The sequence below is a fragment of the Corynebacterium sp. TAE3-ERU16 genome (assembly GCF_019209935.1).
GTDB classification, from domain to species: domain Bacteria; phylum Actinomycetota; class Actinomycetes; order Mycobacteriales; family Mycobacteriaceae; genus Corynebacterium; species Corynebacterium antarcticum.
Window position 1 is genome coordinate 105781 of record NZ_JAHUTN010000002.1, and the last position, 25190, is coordinate 130970.

At 67.3% G+C, this 25190-nt stretch carries 22 protein-coding genes; 12 read left to right on the top strand and 10 right to left on the bottom strand.

The features are described 5' to 3' along the window. Window positions 1-11 precede the first annotated feature (11 nt). Genes KRX55_RS02685 through KRX55_RS02705 form a run of 5 tightly spaced genes read right to left on the bottom strand, consistent with a single transcriptional unit; the run spans window position 12 to window position 3691 of the window. A complete protein-coding gene (locus tag KRX55_RS02685; RefSeq protein WP_218406309.1) occupies window positions 12-491 on the bottom strand; it encodes a YdcF family protein in 480 nt (159 codons plus the stop codon). Then, entirely contained in the window at window positions 488-1024 is a 537-nt protein-coding gene (purE, locus tag KRX55_RS02690; protein ID WP_218406310.1) for a 5-(carboxyamino)imidazole ribonucleotide mutase, read from the bottom strand. Before purE ends, KRX55_RS02685 begins: the two co-directional genes overlap by 4 nt. A 47-nt stretch (window positions 1025-1071) precedes the next feature. Beyond that, a complete protein-coding gene (locus tag KRX55_RS02695; protein WP_370625739.1) occupies window positions 1072-2334 on the bottom strand; it encodes a 5-(carboxyamino)imidazole ribonucleotide synthase in 1263 nt (420 codons plus the stop codon). Window positions 2335-2366: 32 nt separating this feature from the next. After that, window positions 2367-2834 (bottom strand): hypothetical protein, encoded by a 468-nt coding sequence (locus tag KRX55_RS02700; RefSeq protein ID WP_218406311.1) that lies wholly within the window; start codon window positions 2832-2834, stop codon window positions 2367-2369. Window positions 2835-2842: 8 nt separating this feature from the next. Then, window positions 2843-3691: a biotin--[acetyl-CoA-carboxylase] ligase gene (locus tag KRX55_RS02705; RefSeq protein ID WP_370625747.1), complete on the bottom strand. Its 849-nt coding sequence runs from the start codon at window positions 3689-3691 to the stop codon at window positions 2843-2845. Window positions 3692-3851: 160 nt separating this feature from the next. Here KRX55_RS02705 and KRX55_RS02710 point away from each other — a divergent pair, with 160 nt between their 5' ends. The 3 genes from KRX55_RS02710 to KRX55_RS02720 all read left to right on the top strand — a co-directional run bounded on the left by KRX55_RS02710 (window position 3852) and on the right by KRX55_RS02720 (window position 7724). Continuing rightward, a complete protein-coding gene (locus tag KRX55_RS02710) occupies window positions 3852-5483 on the top strand; it encodes an acyl-CoA carboxylase subunit beta (protein WP_218406313.1) in 1632 nt (543 codons plus the stop codon). 306 nt (window positions 5484-5789) lie between these two features. Next, window positions 5790-7403, top strand: a complete 1614-nt coding sequence (locus KRX55_RS02715) for an acyl-CoA carboxylase subunit beta (RefSeq protein ID WP_218406314.1) — start codon at window positions 5790-5792, stop codon at window positions 7401-7403. 51 nt (window positions 7404-7454) lie between these two features. Then, window positions 7455-7724, top strand: coding sequence for an acyl-CoA carboxylase subunit epsilon (locus tag KRX55_RS02720; protein ID WP_218406315.1), 270 nt, complete (start codon window positions 7455-7457; stop codon window positions 7722-7724). Window positions 7725-8756: 1032 nt separating this feature from the next. Here the strand turns inward: KRX55_RS02720 and cls are convergent. Together cls and KRX55_RS02730 are read right to left on the bottom strand one after the other, a co-directional pair. Then, a complete protein-coding gene (gene cls, locus KRX55_RS02725; protein ID WP_218406316.1) occupies window positions 8757-10190 on the bottom strand; it encodes a cardiolipin synthase in 1434 nt (477 codons plus the stop codon). Window positions 10191-10289: 99 nt separating this feature from the next. Then, a complete protein-coding gene (locus KRX55_RS02730; protein WP_255567513.1) occupies window positions 10290-10580 on the bottom strand; it encodes a YrhK family protein in 291 nt (96 codons plus the stop codon). Window positions 10581-10673: 93 nt separating this feature from the next. Between KRX55_RS02730 and KRX55_RS02735 the strand changes: the two genes are divergently transcribed. From KRX55_RS02735 to KRX55_RS02750, 4 genes are all read left to right on the top strand, one after another. Beyond that, a complete protein-coding gene (locus KRX55_RS02735) occupies window positions 10674-11291 on the top strand; it encodes a Maf family protein (protein WP_218406317.1) in 618 nt (205 codons plus the stop codon). Window positions 11292-11342: 51 nt separating this feature from the next. Then, the gene (locus KRX55_RS02740) at window positions 11343-12023 is read left to right on the top strand and encodes a peptidylprolyl isomerase (protein ID WP_218406318.1); all 681 of its coding nucleotides are present in this window, start codon (window positions 11343-11345) and stop codon (window positions 12021-12023) included. Between the two features lie 73 nt (window positions 12024-12096). Then, a complete protein-coding gene (locus KRX55_RS02745; RefSeq protein WP_218406319.1) occupies window positions 12097-12693 on the top strand; it encodes a hypothetical protein in 597 nt (198 codons plus the stop codon). A 56-nt stretch (window positions 12694-12749) separates the two neighbouring features. Next, complete coding sequence (locus KRX55_RS02750; protein WP_218406320.1) at window positions 12750-13199, top strand: DUF3151 domain-containing protein; 450 nt, start codon at window positions 12750-12752, stop codon at window positions 13197-13199. A 69-nt stretch (window positions 13200-13268) separates the two neighbouring features. On the opposite strand, the gene KRX55_RS02755 is transcribed toward KRX55_RS02750, so the two are convergent. Then, window positions 13269-14333, bottom strand: a complete 1065-nt coding sequence (locus tag KRX55_RS02755) for a Cj0069 family protein (RefSeq protein ID WP_218406321.1) — start codon at window positions 14331-14333, stop codon at window positions 13269-13271. Window positions 14334-14638: 305 nt separating this feature from the next. On the opposite strand from KRX55_RS02755, the gene KRX55_RS02760 reads away from it, so the two are divergent. The 5 genes from KRX55_RS02760 (at window position 14639) to glpK (ending at window position 20219) form a co-directional block, all read left to right on the top strand. Continuing rightward, window positions 14639-15580 (top strand): sulfurtransferase, encoded by a 942-nt coding sequence (locus tag KRX55_RS02760; RefSeq protein WP_218406322.1) that lies wholly within the window; start codon window positions 14639-14641, stop codon window positions 15578-15580. Window positions 15581-15842: 262 nt separating this feature from the next. Further along, window positions 15843-17615: an acetyl/propionyl/methylcrotonyl-CoA carboxylase subunit alpha gene (locus KRX55_RS02765; protein WP_218406323.1), complete on the top strand. Its 1773-nt coding sequence runs from the start codon at window positions 15843-15845 to the stop codon at window positions 17613-17615. A gap of 89 nt (window positions 17616-17704) precedes the next feature. Then, window positions 17705-18202 (top strand): DUF1707 SHOCT-like domain-containing protein, encoded by a 498-nt coding sequence (locus KRX55_RS02770; protein ID WP_218406324.1) that lies wholly within the window; start codon window positions 17705-17707, stop codon window positions 18200-18202. A gap of 59 nt (window positions 18203-18261) precedes the next feature. Beyond that, window positions 18262-18651, top strand: a complete 390-nt coding sequence (locus KRX55_RS02775) for a hypothetical protein (protein WP_218406325.1) — start codon at window positions 18262-18264, stop codon at window positions 18649-18651. A gap of 35 nt (window positions 18652-18686) precedes the next feature. Beyond that, complete coding sequence (gene glpK, locus KRX55_RS02780) at window positions 18687-20219, top strand: glycerol kinase GlpK (protein WP_218406496.1); 1533 nt, start codon at window positions 18687-18689, stop codon at window positions 20217-20219. Here the strand turns inward: glpK and KRX55_RS02785 are convergent. Both KRX55_RS02785 and KRX55_RS02790 read right to left on the bottom strand, forming a co-directional pair. Further along, window positions 20216-21421, bottom strand: a complete 1206-nt coding sequence (locus tag KRX55_RS02785; RefSeq protein ID WP_218406326.1) for a Fic family protein — start codon at window positions 21419-21421, stop codon at window positions 20216-20218. The two genes, glpK and KRX55_RS02785, sit on opposite strands and share 4 nt — an antisense overlap. A 227-nt stretch (window positions 21422-21648) precedes the next feature. Next, a complete protein-coding gene (locus KRX55_RS02790; RefSeq protein WP_218406327.1) occupies window positions 21649-25047 on the bottom strand; it encodes a pyruvate carboxylase in 3399 nt (1132 codons plus the stop codon). Window positions 25048-25190 lie beyond the last annotated feature (143 nt).

Genomic DNA, 25190 nt, shown 5'->3' on the forward strand with positions numbered 1-25190 from the left:
GGAACGGTCGTTCAGGAGCGGATCCGCCGCCAGACGATGCGCAGTAGAGAATGAACGAGCGCGAATACCTCGCGGGTCCACAGGTGGGGGATCCTGACGAGCGGGGTTCTCGCGGCGACCATCCGCACACGGTACCCGTGGTGCCAGGCCCAGAGCTTCACCCGGGGGGTGTGGAATTCGTTGGTGACCACGATCCACTCCGGCCAGTCGGCGAGCAGTTCACGGGTGTTCTCGAGATTCTCGTTGGTCGAGGTCGCGCGATCCTCGGTGATGATCCGCGCCGCGTCGACCCCGTTGTGGACGAGCCAGTCCCGCATCGCGGGGGCCTCCCCGTATCCGGTCACCACGACGGGTGAGTCCCGTTGCCGACGCACGGCGGGAAGGGCCGCGACGAGGCGCTGCTCGAGGGCGCGCCCGGGACGACCGTCACGGAGACGGCAGCCGAGGATGACGACCGGGAGCCGGGAGCCGTCGCCGACGGGCGGGGTCACTGCCCCAGCAGCCGCTCACGCAGCGCCGCATCCTTGGCGAGCACCGCGTCACGCATCTCGTCCTGATAGGCGGCCATCCGCTCGACGAGTGCGGGGTCACCGGCACCGAGAATCCGGGCGGCGAGGAGCCCGGCGTTCTTCGCTCCACCGATGCTCACGGTGGCCACGGGGACACCGGCGGGCATCTGGACGATCGACAGCAGGGAGTCCATCCCGTCGAGGGTGTCGAGGGCACGGGGAATGCCGATGACCGGCAGCGGGGTCGCCGCGGCGACCATACCGGGAAGGTGCGCCGCGCCGCCCGCACACGCGATGATGCAGGACAGGCCGCGGGTGTGCGCCGAGCGGGCGTAGTCGAGCATGCGTTCAGGGGTCCGGTGCGCGGACACGACACCGACCTCGAAGGGGATGCCGAACTCGGCGAGGACCTCAGCCGCCGGTTCCACGGTCGGCCAGTCTGAGTCGGATCCCATGATCAGGCCGACGAGCGGGCCGGTGGGGCGTTCGGAGACGCTGCGTTCGGTGGTTTCCATGACCGTCCTTCCGGTGAGCTGATGGGGTGCGGGACGTGGGGCGTGGGTCAGTCGGAGATCCAGCCGTCCGCCCAGGTCGCGTGGACGAGGTAGTGGGCCGCGAGACGCGCCCGCCTGCGCAGTTCGGGGACGTCACCGTCGTGACCGGGGCCGGCGACCAGGTTGACGTGTCCGATCTTACGTCCGGGGCGCCAGTCCTTGCCGTACATGTGGATCTTCGCGTCAGGGAACCGGTTCCACACCTCGATCATCCGGTCGTGCATGCTCTGCCCGGGGTCCTCGTCGGCGCCGAGGACGTTGGCCATGACCGTCGTGCCACCGACGGTTTCGGGGGAACCGAGCGGGAGATCGAGGACGGCACGGATGTGCTGCTCGAACTGGCTGGTGCGGGACCCGTCCTGTGTCCAGTGACCCGTGTTGTGCGGCCGCATGGCCAGCTCGTTGACCAGTATCCGGGGTTCATCGTCCCCGCCCGCGTGGGTGAGGAAGAGCTCGACGGCGAGGACACCGGTGACACCGAGTTCGTCGGCGATCTCCACCGCGAGCTTCTCGGCCTGTTCCGCGAGTTTCGGGGGAAGCTCGGGCGCGGGCGCGACCGCTTCGGTGCAGACACCGGAGGTCTGGACAGACTCGACGACCGGCCACGTGGCGCAGCGTCCGGAGGGGGTCCTGGCGGCCATCGCCGAAAGTTCCCGGTCGAGGCGGACCTTCTCCTCGGCCATGAGCGGGATCCCACGGCCGAGGAGTTCGGTGACCAGCCGGACCAGTTCCTCCCGGGTCCCGGGGAACCAGACCCCCTTGCCGTCGTACCCTCCGCGGCGTGCCTTCAGGCAGACCCGTGCGTCGACCTCATCGAAGAAGGTGGTGGCGTCATCGACCGACCCGATCGCGGCGAACGGGGGTACCGGGGCGCCGAGATCGCGCAGTCGTTCCCGCATGACGAGCTTGTCCTGCGCGTGAACCAGGGCATCGGGACCGGGTTGGACGTTGACCCCGGCGTCGATCAGGGCACGGAGGTGCTCGGCGGGGACGTGCTCATGGTCGAAGGTGACGACGCTCGATCCCTCGGCGGCGGTTTCGAGCGACTCGAGGTCGGTGTAGTCCCCGATGACGACATCGGCGGCGACCTGAGCCGCGGACGCCCCGTGGGATCCGGCGAGAAGTCTCACGGACTGGCCCATCTCGATCGCCGCGGTCTGCATCATCCGGGCGAGTTGACCGTCACCGATGACGGTGACGACGGGCATTCCGGCGGCGTGCGCCTCGGGTTTTCCACCGGCGGGCAGGGGGTCACGGGGATGGTTGCTCACACCGCACAACTATAGCGGTGCGGTGGACCGGTTCAGGCGAGGGGATCGTTGATCATCCGGGCGATCTTCCGGATCTTCGGCAGACCGCCGTAGTAGACGGGTAGATCACTGTCCCGCAGGTAGACGGCGAGTCCACCCCGTTCCTTCTCCGCCCACGTCACCGCGGACATCGCCAACGACCGGGGACGTGACCGGAAGCCGTCGGCGCGGAAGATGATGCGCCGGTCCGTGACGATCATCCGGCGGCGCCGCTTCCGCAGGAGCGGGACCACGAAACGCCAGACGACCAGCATCATCCAGAGGAGGACGAAGCCGTTCCGCCACTCCGGAGGCAGGTGCAACGGCCCCACCCCGTACCTGCCGGCGTCCGTGGCGTCGAACCATCCGATGATGATCCAGAGCACGCCGGTTGCCGCGATCATCTCCAGGAACGGGAAGACCATCTCCCGCAGCGGTGCCCGCACATCGACCAGGACGTGTTCACCGGGTACCGGGACCATCCCCCCTCTCATACGGACCTCAGGTGGGTGACGTCCCCGGCCGCCAGTTCGTGGTCGGTCCCGTCCTCGTCGTGGAACAGCAGCCGACCATCGTCGGCGACCCCGGTGACGGTGCCGTAGATGGTCCGGTCCCCGTTCGCGGCCGGCACGACGACCTTGGCACGGGCGCCGATCGAGGAGCAGACCCGACGGTAGTCGACCAGGAGACCGGGTTCCCCGGCCGCCCACTGGGTCAGTCGTCTGTGCAGGGCGAGAAGGACGTCCCCGGTAAGGAGGGTCCGGTCGAAGGTGTGCGCGGGATCGGCGAGGTCCAGGGAGATCGCGTGCGGGACGGGCAGCTCCTCCTCCGTGAGGGACACGTTGATGCCGAGACCGACCACCACCGCGGGGGCGTCGGAGAGATTCGCGGCCTCGGCGAGGATGCCGCAGAGCTTCCGCCCACCGAGCAACACGTCATTCGGCCATTTCAGCACCGGGTCCAGGGAACACGGGCAACCGGATTCCGCGGTGGCCCGCTTCCCGGCGTCCCTGACGGCGTCGACGACCGCCAGTCCGGCCGCCAGCGGCAGGGTACCGAGACGTCCGAGGCTCGACCGGGGCGGGCGGATGAGGACGCTGACGATGACCTGGCTGCCCGCGGGGGCCGTCCAGACCCGCCCGTGCCGTCCCCTACCGGCCGACTGGTCCTCCGTGACGGCCGCGGTCCACTCCGGCGCTCCCCGACCGGACGCGGCGACCAGATCGGCGTTCGTGGAACCGGTCCGCGCGGTGTGGTCGATGCGGTTGTAGGGTCCGCCGTCCACACAGCGGCGACGCAGGGCGTCGGTGTCGACCGGGTTACGTGGGGTCCGCGAGATCATGCCTGTCACGATAGCGCGTACGTGGTCGGCCGGGCGACACGCCCGAAACCACCTCGACCCCAGGAAACGCCCTTTAACCAGCACTTTCTCTAATTGTGATGCAGATCACCACGTTTTTGCTTTGAAAACTAAAACCGCTGCCCTAGACTCCCCAAACATGACGATTTCCTCACCTTTGATCGACGTTTCCTCGATGTCCGGCCCGATGACCACCGCCGACAAGATCGCGGACCTCAAGGCACGCCGCGCCGAGGCCACCTTCCCCATGGGCCTCGCACCGGTGGAGAAAGTTCATGCCGCCGGTCGCCTCACCGCCCGGGAACGACTGGATTTCCTCCTCGACGAGGGCTCCTTCATCGAGACGGACCAGCTGGCCCGTCACCGCACCACCGCCTTCGGGATGGGTGGACGTCGACCGGCCACCGACGGCATCGTCACCGGCTGGGGCACCATCGACGGCCGTGAGGTCTGCATCTTCTCCCAGGACGGCACCGTGTTCGGTGGCGCACTCGGCGAGGTTTACGGCGAGAAGATGATCAAGATCATGGAACTGGCCGTCGAGACCGGCCGTCCCCTCATCGGCCTCTACGAAGGGGCCGGCGCACGTATCCAGGACGGTGCCGTGTCCCTGGACCTCATCGCGCAGACCTTCTACCAGAACATCAACGCCTCGGGCGTCGTCCCCCAGATCTCCGTGATCATGGGAGCCTGTGCCGGCGGCAACGCATACTCCCCCGCACTCACCGACTTCGTCGTCATGGTCGACCAGACCTCGAAGATGTTCGTCACCGGACCCGACGTCATCAAGACCGTCACGGGCGAGCAGATCACCCAGGAGGAACTGGGCGGTGCGAGCACCCACATGGAGACCGCCGGCAACAGCCACTACACAGCCGCCTCCGACGAGGACGCCCTCGAGTGGGTTCAGGAACTCGTCGGCTACCTCCCCTCGAACAACCGGAGCTACGCACCGCTCGAGGAGCACGATCGCGACGAGGGCTCCATCAGCGACAACATCACCGCGGACGACCTCAAGCTGGACGGGATCATCCCCGACTCCCCGACCACGCCCTACGACGTCCGCGAGGTCATCGAGTGCCTGACCGATGACGGCGACTACCTGGAGATCCAGGAGGACCGCGCGGCGAACGTGGTGATCGCGTTCGGCCGTATCGAGGGACAGTCGGTCGGGTTCGTCGCGAACCAGCCCACCCAGTTCGCCGGCTGCCTGGACATCGACGCCAGCGAGAAAGCCGCCCGGTTCATCCGCACCTGCGACGCCTTCAACATCCCCATCGTCATGCTCGTCGACGTCCCCGGATTCCTCCCCGGAGCGGGGCAGGAGTACGAGGGCATCCTCCGCCGGGGCGCGAAGCTGCTCTACGCCTACGGAGAAGCCACCGTCCCGAAGATCACCGTGACCATGCGCAAGGCCTACGGTGGCGCGTACTGCGTCATGGGTTCCAAGGGACTCGGCGCGGACCTCAACCTGGCCTGGCCCACCGCACAGATCGCCGTCATGGGCGCCAAGGGTGCCGTCGGCTTCATCTACCGCAAGCAGCTGAAGGACGCGGCCGACCGGGGTCTCGACGTCGCGGAGTTCGCGGCCTCGTTCGAGCGTGAGTACGAGGACTACATGCTCACCCCGTACCTAGCCGCCGAACGCGGCCTGATCGACGCGGTCATCCTGCCCAGCGAGACCCGCGGTCAGATCGCCCGCAACCTGCGCCTCTTCGCCGGAAAGAACGTCCAGCGGCCCGCACGGAAGCACGGGAACATCCCCCTGTAAACCCGGAAAACCGGGCCCACCGTCCGGAGGGAGGCCACACCACGGCCCCCTGCCCGGGGGTGACGGACATGAAAACCCGGGAGCCTCCCCGGTTCCGTGACGGAACCGGGGAGGCTCCTTCATTTCCCGATGTTCCAGGGGCAAAAGTGCTGTACAACTCGCACCCACAGGCTTCGGGAAGGTGCGGAGACCCCTGCTAGAGTGTCCCCGTCCGCGGGGCTTTCCCACCGGCAACGCGTCCCGACAAGAGAATGCCGACCGATTTTCACTCCTTCGGCGGGCCCCACCCCTATAAACTTGGAAAACATGACGACCGAAAACTCCACACCCGACCTGACCACCACGGCCGGTAAACTCGCCGACCTCCGCGCGCGCCTGACAGAGACCGTCGCCCCCATGGGAGAGGCCTCCGTCGAACGTGTCCACGAGGCGGGCAAGAAGACCGCCCGCGAACGCATCGAGTATCTGCTCGACGACGGCTCCTTCGTTGAGGTGGATGCTCTCGCACGCCACCGGTCGAAGAACTTCGGTCTCGACGCGAAGCGTCCCGTCACGGACGGTGTCGTGACCGGTTACGGAACCATCGACGGGCGGAAGGTCTGCGTGTTCTCGCAGGACGGCGCCGTGTTCGGCGGCGCACTCGGTGAGGTCTACGGTGAGAAGATCGTCAAGATCATGGACCTGGCCATCAAGACCGGGGTCCCGCTCATCGGCATCAACGAAGGTGCCGGTGCCCGGATCCAGGAGGGTGTGGTCTCCCTCGGCCTCTACTCCCAGATCTTCTACCGCAACACCATGGCCTCCGGTGTGATCCCGCAGATCTCCATGATCATGGGCGCCTGCGCCGGCGGCCACGTCTACTCCCCCGCACTGACGGACTTCATCGTCATGGTGGACAAGACCTCCAAGATGTTCATCACCGGTCCCGACGTCATCAAGACCGTCACCGGTGAGGAGGTCACCCAGGAGGAACTGGGCGGTGCCGACACCCACATGTCGATGTCGGGTACCTCGCACTACACCGGGTCCGACGACGCCGACGCCCTCGACTGGGTCCGCGAGCTCATCACCTACCTGCCGCAGAACAACCGTGCGGAGACGCCGCGCCAGGAAGCCGAGATCATGGAGGGCTCCATCGCGGACAACATCACCGACGCCGACCGCGAACTCGACACGATCATCCCGGACTCCCCGAACCAGCCGTACGACATGAAGGACGTCATCACCCGCGTCGTCGACGACGGCGAGTTCCTCGAGATCCAGGAGGGCTACGCGGAGAACATCCTCATCGGGTTCGGCCGCATCGAGGGCCGGAGCGTCGGATTCGTCGCCAACCAGCCGATGCAGTTCGCCGGCTGCCTGGACATCAAGGCCAGCGAGAAGGCCGCCCGGTTCATCCGTACCTGCGACGCCTTCAACGTCCCCATCGTCGAGTTCGTCGACGTCCCCGGATTCCTCCCCGGCACCAACCAGGAGTACGACGGCATCATCCGCCGCGGCGCGAAGCTGCTCTTCGCCTACGCCGAGGCCACCGTCGGCAAGATCACCGTCATCACCCGGAAGGCCTACGGCGGAGCCTACTGCGTCATGGGTTCCAAGGACATGGGCGCGGACATCTGCCTCGCATGGCCGACCGCACAGATCGCCGTCATGGGCGCCTCGGGCGCCGTCGGCTTCATCTTCCGCAAGGAGCTGAAGGCCGCCGCGGCGGAGGGCAAGGACGTCGCCGCCGTGATGAAGGGGTACGAGAAGGAGTACGAGGAGACCCTGTGCACCCCGTACATGGCGGCCGAGCGTGGCTACGTGGACGCCGTCATCCCGCCGTCCGAGACCCGCGGCCAGCTGATCGAGGGGCTGCGTCTGCTCGACCGTAAGGTCGTCAACGTCCCCGCCAAGAAGCACGGCAACATCCCGCTGTAGAGAAACGCCCCTTCCCACCGCACCTTCACAGAGACACAAACCGGAGGATCCATGTCCGACACCACCACCGCGCCGGCCGACGCCGCGGAGACAACCGATGCGGAGAAGCCCGCGAAGCCGGTCCTGCAGATCGTCAACGGCAATCCGGATGACGCCGAGACCGCCGCGCTCACGGTGATCTTCGCCGGCCTCGCGGCACAGGCCGCTGCGGAGGCGGAGAACTCTGAGCGTACCCGGAACCTGTGGGGGAATCTCGAGGAGCGGCTGCGCCGCCCGGTCACCCACAACCCGACCGCGTTCCAGAACGTCAGCTTCTACTGATCCCCGCGTAAGACGCGGTCGACCCCCACCCAGACATCCGTGATGGTCAGGGCGGGGGTATTCGCGCGTCAGTCAACGGAGACAGCTGCACTACCGTAGCCGGCGGGTACGCGGCCCCTCCAGCGAACCGACCGAAGAAACAGTGCTTCAGATCGGGACCGGATCCAACGAAGTGACCGGACAGCTCGAGGCTGATCGTCCCTTAGCTCTGCGCTCAGAACCCGATGGTCTCCGCAGTCAGATCGACCAGCTCCAGACGGAATCCTTCCGGACGTATGGTGCGGCTGAGAGTGTCGATGATGAGTCCACCGCCCTGTACGGATGGTCCGCGCCGCCGAGAGCCACGCCGGAATCCTCGCCTGCACGGATCCTCCCCGCCACCGTTGGCCGACCTGTCACCCTCTCATCGAGTCAGTCAAGCCGCTGCGCGCACCGGCTGCCGCGTGGTGCTCATGGCCCCCACCCCTACGGAGATCCCGGCGGAGTACGCGTGCACCCCGACTCCCCCGAACTCACCACCGGGGCCCAGATCCGGGGCACGCTCGGAGATCTGCCGCCGTCTACCCGCCGCAGGGTCCGAACACGGGTTCGTCGCCACCGAGCTCCGGGCGAGCGACCACTTCGGGGCCGACGCACATTCCGGCGCGATCCACGGGGAGAGATTCTGCCGGTGCCCACCCACCGGCCGCACCTGTCGGATCCCCGGCGACGCCGATGCTGTCCACAGTTTGTCCCCGCCGCCCCGATACCGGCACCGCTCCGGCGGCCTCGGCCACAACCGACCAGCACGTGTCCGGGTGGATCTGGAGGGCCTTCCGGCGACGCGAGCATGCGGGAGAGGGTGGAGACATGTCGGAGCACCAGCAGAATCCGCGGGCCCCGGCACCGGAGATCCGGGTGGTCGGGATCCGTGAACCCACTGGCACATGGGCTGCGCGTGGTCCTCCACCGGCACACTTCGCGGTATGTGCTGGATGACTCGGATCTCCGCACGGAGACGGGCGCCGCCCTGATCTCCGGATGAGAGGACGGCTACAGTACCGGACCGATGGTGGCGAGGACGTTGTGCCGGGCACGCCGGTACCAGCTCCAGCCGAGCACCTCGGTTTCGCTCACCTCCCTGGATGAGGCGAGGTACTCGGACTGGCGGGCCCGCACCGCCCCGGTGGTCCGTCGGTCCTGCAGGAGAATGTTGTTCTCGTAGTTCAGGTCGAAACTGCGTAGGTCGACGTTCGTCGACCCGATGAGGGTGATCGTGTCGTCGATCGTGAGCGTCTTCGCGTGCAGGAGCCCACCCCGGAACTCGTGGATGCGGACCCCCGCCGCGAGGAGCTGACGATAGTAGCTGCGGCTGGCACCGGCGACGATCCAGCTGTCGTTGTTCTCCGGGAAGATCATCGTGACCTCGACACCCCGGAACGCGGCGGCCATGAGCGCCTGAACCACGGTCTCATCGGGCACGAAGTACGGGGTGGACATGGTCAGCCTGTGGTGTGCCGAGGCGATCAGGGTGGCGAACAACTGCGGCGTGGCCCCCTGACGCTCGGTCGGTCCGTCCCCCATGACCTGTGCGGGGAAGCCGGCCGGGTCCGCGGGTTGCGGCGGAACCGGGATGACGTCGAGGTTCTCCCCCGTCGTCTGTGCCCAGTCGCTGGCGAACAGCAGCTGGTTCTGGGAGACCACCGGTCCGGTGAATCGGAGCATGATGTCCACCCACGGCGCGTACTTCGGCTTGACCCGGAACTCGGGGTCCGCGGAGTTCCGGGAGCCGCAGTAGGTAACGGAGCCGTCGATGACGGTGATCTTCCGGTGGTTGCGCAGATCGATTCTCGACGTGATCATCGTCCGGAGTGGATTTCGTAGCGGAAGTGCGACCCCCAGCTGCACCCCCGCGTCAGCCATCTCCCGCCAGAGGTCCGACCGGATGAGTGCCCGGGAGCCGAGTCCGTCGGCGAGTGCCCGACAGGTCACACCGCGCTCCGCTGCGCGGATCAGCGCTCTCGCCACGTCGGTGCCGGTGGTGTCCGTCAACCAGATGTAGTACAGGACGTGGACGTGGTCGGTGGCACCGTCGATGTCCGCGATGAGCCGGCGGTTGGTCTCCGCAGCATCAGTCATGAGCTCCGCACGGTTGCCGGGGACCGCGTGGAAGCCGTTGATCGAGGCGGAGTAGCGGAAGGCGGGCCGGTACCGGGCATCGACCAGATCATCGGTGACGGCGGGGTCGCCCAGGAAATTCGCGCCCCACCGTCGCATCCGGGCCCAGACCTCATCATGCCGCCGGTTGGCGGACTGCCCGAGGTCGACCTCACCGAAGAGGAAGTAGATGATGGCGCCGATGAATGGCAGCACGAGGAGGATGATCAGCCAGGCGAGCCGTACCGGTGGCTCGAGATCGTCCCTGATGAGGATCCGGAGCCCGAAACCGATCAGGATCAGGATGTGGAGGATGACGACGATTGTCACGGAGTACCGCCTTTGCGTTATCGGTCCCGGAGAGCCCGGTGTGGCGAACCGGATTCTACCCCGGCCCCCGGCCCGCCGTTTCCCACCGGAGCGCGGGGATCATGCCTCCGCGGCGAGGTCGCCGTAGTCCCTGATCCTCAGGAGATGCCATTCACGGACGAGGCTGATGCAGGGCCGGACTCCGAACAGGACTGAACCGATGAGGAACATCCAGGTGGCGATGGTCGTGGTCGATTCCCGGAAGAAAAGGATCGAACCGATGACGAACAGTACGGCGGCGGCCACATCGACGACGGTGTAGGCGATGGCGTACCACGCGTAGATCCGCTTGCTGGCCGGGGAACAGGTCGCGTTTCCCGGATCGAACATCTTGCCGCTCAGTGCACTCATCTCCTCGTCGTCCGAAGGGTCGGGGCATTCATGCTAGCACCATCGCTTCACCCACCGTTGCCGCTCCCGGGAACCGGGCAATAGAGTCGGGGCATGAACATCGTCCTCGCATCCGCGTCCTCCTCCCGCCGGTCCATCCTCAATTCGGCGGGGGTGGAGCCGGTCATCCATCCCGCGGACGTCGACGAGGACGCGCTGATCGCCGGGTTGCCGGAGGCCGAACCCGGCGATGTGGTCGCCGCCCTGGCGGAGGCGAAGGCACGGAAGGTCGCACCGGATCACCCGGACGACATCGTCATCGGGTGTGACTCGATGCTGCTCCTCGACGGTGAGCTGCAGGGCAAACCGCACACCGCGGCCGCCACGGCGGAACGCTGGCGGCGGCAACGGGGGCGGACCGCCGAGCTCATCACCGGCCACTGTGTCGTCGGCCCCGGGGGCGCCTGCAGGGTCACGGTCTCCCGCACATCGGTGGTGTTCGCGGACGTGTCCGATGCGGACATCGAGGCATACGCCGCGACGGGGGAACCGTGGCAGTGCGCCGGGGCCTTCACCCTCGAGGCGCTGGGTGGCTGGTTCATCGACCGGATCGAGGGGGATCCGTCCAATGTCATCGGCCTGAGTCTCCCCGTCGTCCGGCGCGCGATCTACGAGCTCGGCCACGACGTGAACCGGTTCTGGAACCTGCCGGCCCGGTCATCCGTCCGGTGACCCGGGCGCGATGGTTCACCCGCCCGGGTCACCGGCGGCTAAACTCCGGGTATGAACAACACCAGGACAGTCCTATCCGGTATTCTCGCCGCCACGGCATTCTGTGTCACGGCCTGCGGTTCAGCCGGCGGCCCGGATCCCGCAACCACCGACGACACGCCGGGATCGGCGACCACGGCGTGTGAGTACACGGTCTCACGGGCGGCGGCGAAGGACGTGGCCCTGCCCCCGTCGGAGCCGGAGGGCGGCACGGTCTCCATGACTCTGGAGACCAGCGCCGGTGAGATTCCGGTCAGCCTGGACGGTGACCGCGCGCCGTGCACGGTCAACGCGATCTCCCATCTCGCCCGGGTGGGCTACTACGACGACACCATCTGTCACCGGATCACCACATCGGGTATCTACGTGCTGCAGTGCGGGGATCCCACCGGGACGGGAACCGGCGGACCGGGGTTCACCTACGCCGACGAGTACCCTGTCGGCTCGGGCGAGTCACCCACGTACGCGGCCGGGGTCCTGGCGATGGCGAATGCGGGCCCGGGAACCAACGGATCACAGTTCTTCATGAACTACGACGACTCCCCGCTGCCCCCGAGCTACACGATGTTCGGCACCGTGGAGCCCGAGGGGATGAAGGTACTCGCGGAGATCGCCGGGAAGGGCGCGGTCGGCGGCGCCGCGGACGGTGCCCCCGCCGAGGAGGTCCGCATCAGCCACGTCAGGATGAACTGACGGAGAAGTACGGAAGGGGTGCCCGGCGGAACATTCGGTGCAGCGTACCGTCGGGATTGTTAGGCTCGGACCCATGCAGCAGTTCCTGGCTCTCCTCGGTGCACTCGGTGCGGTACTGACGCTCGTCGCTCAGCTCCTCACAGGGTCCCCCGCCGCCGGGATCGGATCGACGGGTTCCCCGGTCCCGGGCGTATCCGCCGTCATCGTCACGGACGACCTCGGGGGCGTGCGCGTCAACGGCATCACCATCGGACAGTCCCTCGTTCAGGTGCGGGCGCTGAACGACGATTTCCCCGAGACAGGCATCTCGGTGTACCTCGAGACCGGTGATGCGCGGATCCGCTACGACTTCGGTGGAGCAGAGTACTACGTCGATGACGGGTCGGTGATCACCCGCATCGGAATGCCGCACACCCCCGAGGGCATCCGCGGGGGATCGAGCCTGGCGGAGGCGACCGCCGCCTACGGACGGCCGGTCCACGGGTACGGATCCTCGAGCGGGGGAAGGTACGCCGTCTACCTCGCGGAGGAGCAGCTGAACCTGGTGTGGATCTTCGGGTACAGCGGAAGAACCGTGCAGTCGATCTATCTGGATGATTCGCTCGAGCGGATGCGCGGGGACGCCGGGGGTGCTCCCGCCGCGATGGTCCCCCAACAGGGCTCCAGTTAGACGGGATCATCACGGTGCGCCGCATCGGGATGGCCCCACCACGTAGTGTTGGCGGCATGAATCAGTTCAAGGACATGCTCGCCCCACCGCCCGTCACGCTCCCCGACGATCCTGCCGCGGCCGCGGTCGCCGACGCCCCGGACGACATCTCGGTTCTCGCGGCGAAGGCGCGGGAACAACCGGAGTCCCCCCTGGTCTGGGCCGTGCTCGCGGAACATGCGCTGGCCACGACCGCCACCGACTCAGTGTCCGATGTGGACGCGATCACCGCCTACGCGTTGTCGCGTACCGGATACCACCGCGGACTCGACAGGCTCCGTGGTAACGGGTGGAAGGGATTCGGCCCGGTACCCTACGCACACGAACCGAACCGGGGCGTGCTGCGGGCCATCGCCGCTCTCGCGCGCGCGGCCCGTCTGATCGGCGAGGACGACGAGTACGACCGGTGCCGTGCACTGCTCTCCGACTGTGATCCGGAGAGCGTGGCCACGCTTCTCGGCCCCTGACAGGGTCAGGAAAAGAACACCCACCGACGCGAGAGCGTCGGTGGGTGTTCTTTTCCGTCACCCGGGGTGTCAGGCGCGGTTCTTGTCCTCGACACGCTTGATGGCCTCTTCGGCGACGAGTTCCTGGATCCCCATGTCCAGCTCGGAGGTGAACCCGACGCAGGAGCAGTTGATCTCACCCAGGACGTAATCGTCGCCGCCGCCGACACCGTCGGCGAGCATGAAGTCGGCGGTCCAGATCAGCGGAATGTTGTCGCCACCCAGCTTCTCGGCGATGACGGGGCGGGCCGCGGAGAACTGGTCGATGAGCTCCTGCCACGCCTCCGGCTTGTCGTAGGTGTACTTCGCACCGGAGAACAGGGTCGCGGAGAAGTTGTCGCCGCCGGCGGCGGGCTTCTTGTGCACGACGAAGACGGGGTGGGGTCCGACCAGGAGGATGCGGATCTCGCCCTCGACGATGCGCGGCATGAAGCGCATGTCAACGAGCATGCCGTTGTCGCCGATGATGTACTGGTCGCAGAAGTCCATGAACTCGCCGAGCTCACGGACCTCGGTGTGGTTGTCCACGGCCTCGGTGCACTTGAGCTTGGTGTCGAGGGGCAGGGACGTTCCGGGTTCGACGGAGGCGGCGAGCTCCTTGTCGACGAGCTGCACACGCCAGATCCCGGATCCGGTGGAACCGCGGTTCTGCTTGAGCACGCGCTCACCGTAGGACAGGGAGGACGGGAACGTTGCGTGGAAGTTCTCGACGTCGTAGTACGCGTAGGTGTCCTCGGGGACGAGATCGGTGTCGGCGAGCTTCACGAGCGCGTCCTTGGCGCCGTAGGACATCATCTCGTCAGGGCGGGACATGCCCACGAGACCGGCCTCATCGGACAGCCGGGTCAGAAGATCGAAGTAGCCGCGCTCGCCACCGGGGATGTTCCCGGGGTTGACGCGCGAGATGTAGGCGTCGAAGTTGTTCGACACGTACTCGAAGAGGGCATCGGCCCACTCCGGGCGGTAGAAGACGACCTCCGCGTCCCATCCCTTCTCGCGGATGGCGCGGACGATGGGCATGGTGTCCTTGCGGTGGCCGTCGATGAACTTGTCGGAGCCGCCTTCTACCTCGAAAACGACGATGCTCTTGTGCACGTAATTTCTCCTTGTTTCTTCGGGTGTTTCAGTTGGTGCGGGATAATGTGCCCGTGGTTGCGCCGCTCCGTTTTCCGGTGTCCCGGAACCCGGCCCGACGCTCCCCCGGATTCCTCAAGGCTATGTCAGATCGGGGGGCTGCACCGGGGTTGCGGAGACAACGTAACTAAGCCCACACCACCTCCACCCGCGTGCCGTGAGCTGCACGACATAATATGCTTGGTCCAGACGTGCGCCACACAGCGCTCAACATCCGGCGACCTCCGCCGTTTGCCGCATCCGAGAGCCACGAAGAAGAGGAACCGATGTCCGCAGCATCCGATCAGAACCCGCCGACCGCCACCCCCGGGTCACAGGAGAAGCAGGGCTACGCCCACCCGGATCGTCTCGTCGAGGCCGCATGGCTGAGCGCCCGCCTGGGCGGCAGGGGACTCAAGGTCGTCGAGTCCGATGAGGATCTGCTCCTCTACGACATCGGACACATCCCGGGGGCGATCCGGATCGACTGGCGTCGGGAACTGAACGATCCCGTCCAGCGCGATTTCATCAGCCCGGAGGCCTTCGCCGAGCTGATGCGGTCCAAGGGAATATCCAGGGACGACACGGTGGTCATCTACGGAGACCGCTCCAACTGGTGGGCGAGTTTCACCCTGTGGGTGTTCGAGCTCTACGGACACCCCGATGTCCGCCTCCTCAACGGTGGACGGGACGCCTGGATGGCCGAGGAACGGGAGACCTCCTACGTCGTCCCGGAATACCCCCGCACCGACTACCCCGTTCCGGAACGCAGGGAGTCGGAGTTCCGCGCCTTCGTGGACGACACCCTCGCGCAGATCGGAACCGGTCCCCTCGTCGATGTCCGCTCCCCCGCCGAGTACACCGGCGAACCGGTCCCCGCGGATTCGGCCCCCTGGGAATTCGTCATGCGCGACGGCCACATCCCGACTGCGGTGAACATCCAGTGGACCCGGTCCGTCCACCCGAACAGCCGCTTCCGGTCCCGCGAGGAACTGGAGGAGATCTACTCGGGTCTCGATCCGAAGGAACCGACGATCGTGTACTGCCGTGTCGGCGATCGCAGCGCCCACACCTGGTTCGTCCTGAAGCACCTGCTCGGTTTCGAATCGGTGCGCAACTACGACGGCTCCTGGATCGAGTGGGGCAACATGGTTCGGATGCCGATTGCAGTGGGTGCGGAGCCGGGGGAAGCCCCGAACGCCACCCCCGGTGCCCCCACCCGTAAATGAACAGCGTTCAACTCCGCTGTTCACACGACGCCCACCATCACCCCCTCCCCCCGAAGTGACGGAAAAGCTACCCCAGATACAGTATTCCGGCCCAAAGCAGGCCCCATATTGTGCAAGAATGTGGGGTATCCCGAAATTCGACCGTGACGTGTCTGCTACGCGTCACAGCCGAATCCAACGGTAAAAATGTCAGGCCCGCCCACGCCCGCCCCCGTCGGGGTGCGCTCGTCGGTGGCGCAGCAATCTATCAGGAGTGTTTTCAGTGACCGTCGAGACGAAGAAGATCACCAAGGTTCTGGTGGCCAACCGCGGTGAGATCGCCATCCGCGTTTTCCGGGCCGCCCGGGACGCAGGCATCGCCAGCGTCGCCGTCTACGCTGAGCCGGACGCGGACGCGCCGTTCGTGACCATGGCAGACGAGGCCTTTGCCCTCGGCGGACAGAACTCCGCCGAGTCCTACCTCGTCTTCGACAAGATCCTGGACGCCGCCAAGAAGTCCGGCGCGGACGCCATTCACCCGGGCTACGGCTTCCTCTCCGAGAACGGTGAGTTCGCGCAGGCCGTCATCGACGCCGGACTCATCTGGATCGGCCCCTCACCGCAGTCCATCCGTGACCTCGGCGACAAGGTCACCGCACGTCACATCGCACTGAAGGCCAACGCCCCCATGGCGCCGGGCACCAAGGAACCGGTCAAGAACGCCGAGGAATGTGTCGCCTTCGCCGAGGAGCACGGCCTGCCGATCGCGATCAAGGCCGCCTTCGGCGGCGGCGGACGCGGCATGAAGGTCGCCTACGAGATGGAGGAGGTCGCCGATCTCTTCGACTCCGCGACCCGTGAGGCCACCGCCGCATTCGGTCGCGGCGAGTGCTTCGTGGAACGTTACCTGGACAAGGCCCGCCACGTGGAGTGCCAGGTCCTCGCTGACCAGCACGGCAACGTCATCGTCGCCGGCACCCGTGACTGCTCCCTCCAGCGCCGGTTCCAGAAGGTCATCGAGGAGGCCCCCGCCCCCTTCCTGACCGATGATCAGCGTAGCCGCCTGCACGAGTCCGCGAAGGCCATCTGCCGCGAGGCCGGCTACTACGGTGCCGGTACCGTCGAGTACCTCGTCGGCGCCGACGGCCTGATCTCCTTCCTCGAGGTCAACACCCGTCTCCAGGTCGAGCACCCCGTCACCGAGGCAACCACCGGCCTGGATCTGGTGCGCGAGCAGTTCCGCATCGCCGAGGGCGCCGAGCTGCACCTGAAGGAGGACCCGAAGCCGCGTGGCCACGCCTTCGAGTTCCGCATCAACGGCGAGGACGCCGGAAACAACTTCATGCCGGCCCCCGGCAAGGTCACGAAGTACGTCGAGCCCTCGGGCCCGGGCGTCCGGATGGACTCCGGCATCGTGGAGGGATCGGTCATCGGCGGCCAGTTCGACTCCATGCTCGCCAAGCTCATCGTCTTCGGCGAGACCCGCACCGAGGCGCTCGAACGCTCGCGTCGTGCTCTTGCCGAGTACGTGATCGAGGGTCTTCCCACCGCTCTCCCCTTCCACCGTCACATGGTCGAGAACCCCGCCTTCGTCGGTGACGAAGAGGGCTTCGACGTCTACACCAAGTGGATCGAGGAGGAGTGGGAGAACACCATCGAGCCGTTCGTCGATCCCGCCGACGCGGAGGACGAGGACGAGTCGGTCCCCGCCAAGAAGGTCGTCGTCGAGATCAACGGCCGTCGCGTGGAGGTCGCCCTGCCCGGCGATCTCGCGCTCGGTGGTGGCGCCGCCAAGAAGAAGGCCAAGAAGCGCCGCGCCGGCGGTGCGAAGAAGGCCGTCTCCGGCGATGCGGTCGCGGCCCCCATGCAGGGCACCGTCATCAAGGTGAACGTCGAGGAGGGCCAGGAGGTCAACGAGGGCGACACCGTCGTGGTCCTCGAGGCCATGAAGATGGAGAACCCGGTCAAGGCACACAAGTCCGGCACGGTCACCGGCCTCGACTGTGAAGCCGGCGCCGGCGTCAACAAGGGCGCCGTCCTGATGGAGATCAAGTAGCACTTCCCCGCTCCAGCACAAACGCCTCTCCCGGATTCCCGGAGGGGCGTTCCCCATTCACATCCACCACTCAGCGTTACACTGGACCCATGGATCACGATGTTCCCAGACAGTCACCCGCTCCCAGTCTCGTTCCCCCGTCACGGGAGACCCGAATCGGTGACGAGGACCGCGCCAGGGCTCTGGATCTGCTCGCCGGATACCTCGAGACGGGCCACCTCACGATCTCCGATTTCGAGGAACGGTCCGCCGCTGTACCCGGCTGTCGGACGGCCAGCGATCTGGAGATCATCCTCGCCGATCTACCCGCCCGCGGCGACGCCCAACGTTCCACGGAGCACGTCACCGCACGTCCGGCATCCGGCCGCGTGTCCGGGCTCCGCACCCGGATCGGGATCTTCCTCGCCATCGGCGTGGTCTGCATTACCGCCATCGCCGCGACGGAGAGCCCGGCGCCACTGGTGGTGTGGGCACTCAGCGCCATCGCACTGTTCATCCTCAACGTCGGTCCCGACAGCTGGTACACACCGACACTACGGCAGCTCGAGCGCCGCAACCGTCGCCCCGGCGGAGACCGCGGGGAATAGGGCCTCCACTTCCCGGAAACCTCGTTCTCCCGGGTGGGTCCTTCCGTAGACTGGGACGCATGGAACCGATGGAGATCAACGGCGGCAGGTTCTACGCCCGCCCCCTGCACGACGACGACCGTATCGACGACCGCCCGGCGCTCGGTGAGGTGTTCGGGAGACCCGTGGAGCCGGATTTCGTCGACCGGGCTCGCGCGGACTGGACGGCCGACCGGGCCTACACGTGGGCGATCTGCGAGCAGACCTCGGTGTTCATGCTCGCCCTCGCCACCCTCACCCTCCACGGGGACGGCGAGGCGAGTCTGGAGGTTCTGCCCGCCGGCGCCCCGGACAGAATGCTGCCCAACGACCCGACCCTCCCCCCGAAGTCCGTGGGCGACGGCGTGATCGAGGGGACCGGAACCGTCGAACGCTGGGCCCGGGGCTTCCGCGGACTGACTCTCCGATGAGTTCCGGCCGTGGCGCGATGAGCGAGGTCGGCGAGATGGTCAGCCGGGTCACCGGCCGGAGCCAACGCAAGCGGAACCGCGACCGGAGGGACGCGGCGATCATCGCGGCACTCGACCACGGCACCACGTCGACACGCTGCATCCTCTTCGACGCCCGGGGCAACTCGCTCGCGACATCGCAGCTCGAGCACCGGCAGATCTTCCCCCGGGCGGGCTGGGTCGAACACGACCCGACCGAGATCTGGGCGAACACCCGTCGGGTACTCGCGGATGCCGTCGCCCGCTCGGACGTGAACCCCGGGGACATCGCGACACTCGGCATCACCAACCAACGGGAGACCGTCGTCGTCTGGGACGCGGCGACGGGCACACCGGTCCACAACGCGATCGTCTGGCAGGACACCCGCACCAAGAAGATCTGCGCCGGACTCGACCCAGACCTGTTCACCCGCACCGGCCTTCCGGTGTCCACCTACTTCTCCGGACCGAAGATCGCCTGGATCCTGGACAACGTACCCGGCGCGCGGTCCCGCGCGGAATCCGGCGAGCTGCTCGTCGGCACGATGGACACGTGGCTGGTGTGGAACCTGACCCGGGGCGAGCGGCACATCACCGACGTCACCAACGCCTCCCGCACCATGCTGATGGATCTGGAGACGCAGACGTGGGACCCGGAGCTGTGCGCGGCGCTCAAGCTACCGGAGTCGATGCTGCCGGAGATCGTTCCGTCCTCCGGCGACCTGGGGACGGTGACCCGCACGGGTGACTTCTCCGGGGTTCCGATCGGCGGAATCCTGGGCGACCAGCAGGCGGCCACGTTCGGGCAGGCGTGCCTCGAACCGGGAGAGGCGAAGAACACCTACGGCACGGGGAACTTCCTGCTGCTCAACACCGGCACCGAGGTCAAGCGCTCGGAGCACGGGCTGATCTCGACGGTCTGCTACAGGATCGGCGACGAGCCCACCGTGTTCGCCCTGGAGGGCTCGATCGCGGTCACGGGTTCACTGGTGCAGTGGCTGCGCGACAATCTCGGGATCATCCGCAGCGCACCGGAGGTCGAGCGGCTGGCCCGAACGGTCGACGACAACGGCGGCTGCTACATCGTCCCGGCGTTCTCCGGGCTACTGGCGCCGCACTGGCGGGACGACGCCCGGGGCGTGATCGCCGGCCTGACCCGCTTCAACAACAAGGGACACATCGCCCGCGCGGCACTCGAGGCCGTGGCCTACCAGACCCGGGAGGTCGTGGAGGCGATGAACGCCGACTCCGGGGTTCCGCTGACCGCACTGCGGGTGGACGGCGGAATGGTGGCCAATGAACTGCTCATGCAGTTCCAGGCCGACCAGCTGGGCGTCCCGGTGACGGTGCCCGCGGTGCACGAGACCACAGCTCTGGGTGCGGCGTACGCCGCCGGACTCGCCGCGGGGATCTACTCCTCCACCGACGAGATCCGCACGCTGTGGCGGGAGGAGCGCACCTATCAGCCGGAGATGCCGGAAACCGAGCGGGAGAGCCTGTACGCGGGGTGGCACAAAGCGGTGGAACGGACGCTGAACTGGGTGGACTAGCCGGCCTGCCGGCGTCCGATCCCCTCCGCGACGTCGTCCATCAGTTCCAGGACGGCGGGCGCCCGCCAGGCCCGGTGTCGCTTCCCGATCTGGTACGCCACGACTATCCCCGCCTCCTCCAGTGACGACAGTGCCCGCCGTGCGGTGATCCCGGTGCAGCCGAGGTTGTCCGTCACCGTGGTGACGTCGACCACCGGTTGCGAGGTCAGGAGATCGCAGATCTTCCGGTCAGCGGCGTCCGCCCGCGAGGTGAGCATCGGTTCCCACTCGATGTCACGTATGGAACGGAGTTCAGCGGCGGTGTCCACACCGAGTTCAGCAGCCTGGCGTGCACACGTGGTGAACAACCGGATGACGGGTTCGGGATCACCTGCACGATAGGCCGTCAGGGCGGCGAAGTAGTCCGCGACCCGCGTGAGCAGTCGCGCGGAGAGCGGTAGCGCCGCGGTCGCCGTCAGACCGGCATTGCGCAGCAGCACATGGACGAGCGCCCGCCCTGTCCTGCCGTTGCCGTCGGCGAACGGGTGGATCGTCTCGAACTGGGCGTGCGCCACCACGATCTTCGCCAGCGCCGGAAGATCCGTCCGCCGCATGAACGCACAGAGATCGTCGATGAGGTCGGGGACCGTGGCACTATCGGGGGCGACGAATTCCGCACCTGCGGGGCTGTGATCCGACCCACCGATCCACACGGGTTCACCACGGAACAGGCCCGCGATCTCCGGGTTGGTGCGCTCCATCAGTATGCGGTGCATCTCGAGGATGGTCCCGGGGTTCAGTGGATCGACCGTCCGGGACGCCAGCTCCATGGCTCTGGTGTTGGCGACGATCTCGGGTGCGTTGCCCCGTGAGCCGGGTTGACCGGTGCCGAAAATCTCTTCCTCGACCAGTTTCCGCGACGAGACGGTCAGGCGTTCCATCCGTGAGGAAGCGCTGGCTTCGCTACGGAGCAGCAGGGCGGTGAACGGCAGCGGTGAGGTGTGCCGGGCGGCATCGAAGCGGACGATCTCCAGGGTCGCCGCCTCTATCTCGGCGAACAGATCCGTCGGAAGGCTGAGCGTTGCACCTGAGATATCCGGGACCACCGATTCCCGGTAGGTGGCGGGGAGCCGTGTGCGCCGGCGCGTGGACAACAGATCGGTGTTGCGGGGCTTCCAGGGGCGTTCACGGATGTGGACACCGGGCCATCCCCGTTCGGCCATGTCCACACCCGTCCGGCCTCTTCCACTTCAGCAATGAACGAACAGTTATCCGGTCACGTGTTCACGAGGCTACCACCGGTGAACATTTAGGGTCTCAACTGTTCACTTTCCTCCCTTTCGGGGACAGATCCGCCGGTTGATGACCACGATCCCGCACAGACGGGCGCCCCCGTCCCCGACGATGACGGTCAGGGACAGGGCGCACCGGGTGGGTCTCTGCGGTGGGTCTACTCCGCCGGATCGATGACCACGAGCAGGTCACCGCCCTCCACCTTGACCGCGGCACCGAGGACGACGCGACTGATCGTGCCGGCGACCGGCGCGGTGATGGTGGCCTCCATCTTCATGGCCTCGATGACGGCGACCGGATCACCGGCCGCGACGGCCGCGCCCTCCTCCACGTTCACGGTGACGACGCCGGCGAACGGGGCCGCGACGTGACCCGGGTTCGAGGTGTCGGCCTTCTCCGCCTCGGGAGTCTCGGACTTCACGGCACGGTTGCGGACGCGGACCGGGCGGATCTGGCCGTTGACCGTGCAGACGACGGTGCACATGCCCTTGGAGTCCGCCTCGGACACGGCGTCGAGACGCACGGTGATCTCCTGACCCGTACGAAGCCGGACGGTGATCTCCTCCCCGTGCTCCAGTCCGTAGAAGAACTGGTTGTCGCAGAGCACGGTGGTGTCACCGTGCAGGCGGCGGTGCTCGGCGAGTTCCTTCGCCGGAGCCGGGAACAGCAGCCGGTCGAGCGTGGCGCGCCGGACCATCGGATCCTCGTCCGAGAGCAGTGCCGCGTCATCGTCGGAGACCGGGGTGAGGGTGGAGGGCTTCTCCGCACGGCCCTCGAGGGCACGGGTGCGCAGCGGCTCGGGCCAGCCGCCGGGCGGGGTGCCGAGCTCGCCACGCAGGAACGCGATCACCGAGTCGGGGATGTCGTACCTCTGCGGATCCGCGACGAAATCGGCCGGGTCGACGCCCGCACCGACGAGATGCAGCGCCAGGTCACCGACGACCTTGGAGCTCGGGGTCACCTTCGTCGGGCGGCCGAGCATCTCGTTCACCGCGGCGTAGTTGTCCTCGATGAGCTCGAAACGGTCGGCCAACCCGAGTGCCGTGGCCTGGGCGCGGAGGTTCGACAACTGACCCCCGGGGATCTCGTGGTGGTAGACACGCCCGGTGGGTCCGGGGGTTCCGGACTCGAAGGGTGCGTAGACGCGGCGGACGGCCTCCCAGTAGGGCTCGAGGTCACAGACCGCACGCATGTCGAGCCCGGTGTCGTGCTGGGTGTTCTCGAACGCTGCGACGATCGCGGACAGGGACGGCTGGGACGTGGTTCCGGACAGCGGAGCCGAGGCGCCGTCGATCGCGTCGGCGCCCGCGGTCACCGCGGCGATGTAGGTGGCCAACTGGCCACCGGCGGTGTCGTGGGTGTGCACGTGCACCGGCAGGTCGAACTCACTGCGCAGCGCGGAGACGAGGTTCGCCGCCGCGATCGGGCGCAGCAGACCCGCCATGTCCTTGATCGCGAGGACGTGGGCCCCGGACTCCACGATCTGTTCCGCGAGCTTCAGGTAGTAGTCGAGGGTGTAGAGCTTCTCCCTCGGACTGCTCATGTCACCGGAGTAGGCCATGGCGACCTCCGCGACGGCGGTGCCGGTGGACAGGACCGCGTCGATCGCGGGACGCATCTGGGAGACGTCGTTGAGTGCGTCGAAGATGCGGAAGATGTCGACGCCGCTCCGCGCGGCCTCGTCGACGAAGGCGTCGCAGACGGTGTCCGGGTAGGGCGTGTAGCCGACGGTGTTGCGGCCGCGCAGAAGCATCTGGATATTCACGTTGGGCATCGCCCGGCGCAGCTGGTCGAGCCGCTCCCACGGATCCTCGAAGAGGAAACGCATCGCGACATCGTAGGTCGCTCCGCCCCACGCCTCGACGGACAGGAGATCGGGGGTGGAGTGGGCGACGTGGCGTGCGGCGTCGACCAGAGCACTGGAGCGGACCCGGGTCGCGAGCAGGGACTGGTGTGCATCGCGGAAGGTCGTCTCGGTGACCGCCACGGCGCGCTGGGCGCGCAGCTGCTCGGCGAAGGCCTTCGGCCCGAGCTTCAGCAGCCGGTCGCGGGACCCCTCGGGCAGCGGTGCGTCGAGATCCAGGGTGGGCAGCTTGTCCGACGGCAGCGGCGCCTCGGGGCGGGGACCGTGGGGACGGTTGACGGTGGTGTCCGCCAGGAAGTTCAGCACCCGGCCGGCCTCGTTGTCCGCGGGCGGGGCGGCGAGCAGCCAGGGGTGTTCGTTGATGAAGGACGTGTCGATCCGCTTCTTCTGGAAGTCCGGTTCCCGCAGCAGTGCGCGGAGGAAACCGATGTTCGTCGCGACACCCGCTACGGTGAACTCAGCCAGCGCACGCTGGGCGCGGGTGACCGCGGCGGCGAAATCGCCACCGCGGCAGGTCATCTTCACCAGCATCGAGTCGAAGTGGGCGGTGATCTCACCGCCGAGCTGCGCCGCGCCGTCGAGACGCACGCCCGCGCCGCCCGGCGATCGGTAGGCGGTGACGATACCGGTGTCGGGGCGGAATCCGTTGCCCGGGTCCTCGGTGGTGATACGGCACTGCAGGGCCGCGCCGTTGAGTTCGATACGGTCCTGGGTCAGACCGAGCTCCTTGAGCGTCGCGCCCGCGGCGAGCTGCAGCTGGGCCCGGACGAGATCGACGAGGGTGACCTCCTCCGTGACGGTGTGCTCCACCTGGATCCGGGGATTCATCTCGATGAAGACGTGTCGGCCCTGCTCGTCGACGAGGAACTCCACGGTGCCGGCCCCGGTGTAGTTGATCGACCGGCAGAACTTCACGGCGTCGGCGCAGATGGCCTCGCGCTGTTCCTGGGTGATGTGCTGCGCGGGGGCGATCTCGACGACCTTCTGGTGGCGGCGCTGCACCGAGCAGTCGCGCTCGAAGAGGTGGACGACCTCGCCGGTGTGGTCGCCGAGGATCTGCACCTCGATGTGCTGCGGTTTGATCACCGCGCGCTCGAGGTACACCCGGGAATCACCGAAGGCGCTCATCGCCTCGCGGGACGCCTCGGCGGCGAGAGCGGCGAGCTTGTCGGGCGACTCGATGAAGCGCATGCCGCGCCCGCCGCCTCCGGCGACGGCCTTGACGAACAGCGGGTACTCCTGTCCCTCCGCCTGGCGGACGATCTCGTCGATGTCGTCGGTGGGCGGGGACTCGTTCAGGGTGGGCAGCCCGGCGCGGCGGGCCGCGGCGACGGCCTGCGACTTGTCGCCGGTGAGGTCGAGCACCTCGGGGGATGGTCCGATGAACGTGATGCCGTTCTCCGCGCACTCGCGCGCCAGCTGGGCGTTCTCGGAGAGGAAACCGTAGCCCGGGTAGATCGCGTCGGCCCCGGAGAGCTTCGCCACCCGGATCATCTCGTCGATGTTGAGGTAGGCCTTGACCGGAGAATCGTCCTTGCCGATCAGGTAGGCCTCGGTGGCGTGGCTCCGGTGGAAGGAGTTGCGGTCCTCCTGCGGGTAGACCGCGACGGTGGCGGCACCGACCTCGTAGGCGGCGCGGAACGCCCGGACCGCAATCTCACCGCGGTTGGCTACCAGTATCTTCTTCAGCATCTCGTCTGCTTCCTTGGAACTAGAACTGTGGATCACGGAACGGGTCGGATCCCGCCTGTGTCGGTCGGGGCCGGAACCGGGCTGCGGGACACCGGGGCATCACCCCGGTGAGAATGACGGTGCGCCACCGCCGGGAGCGACAG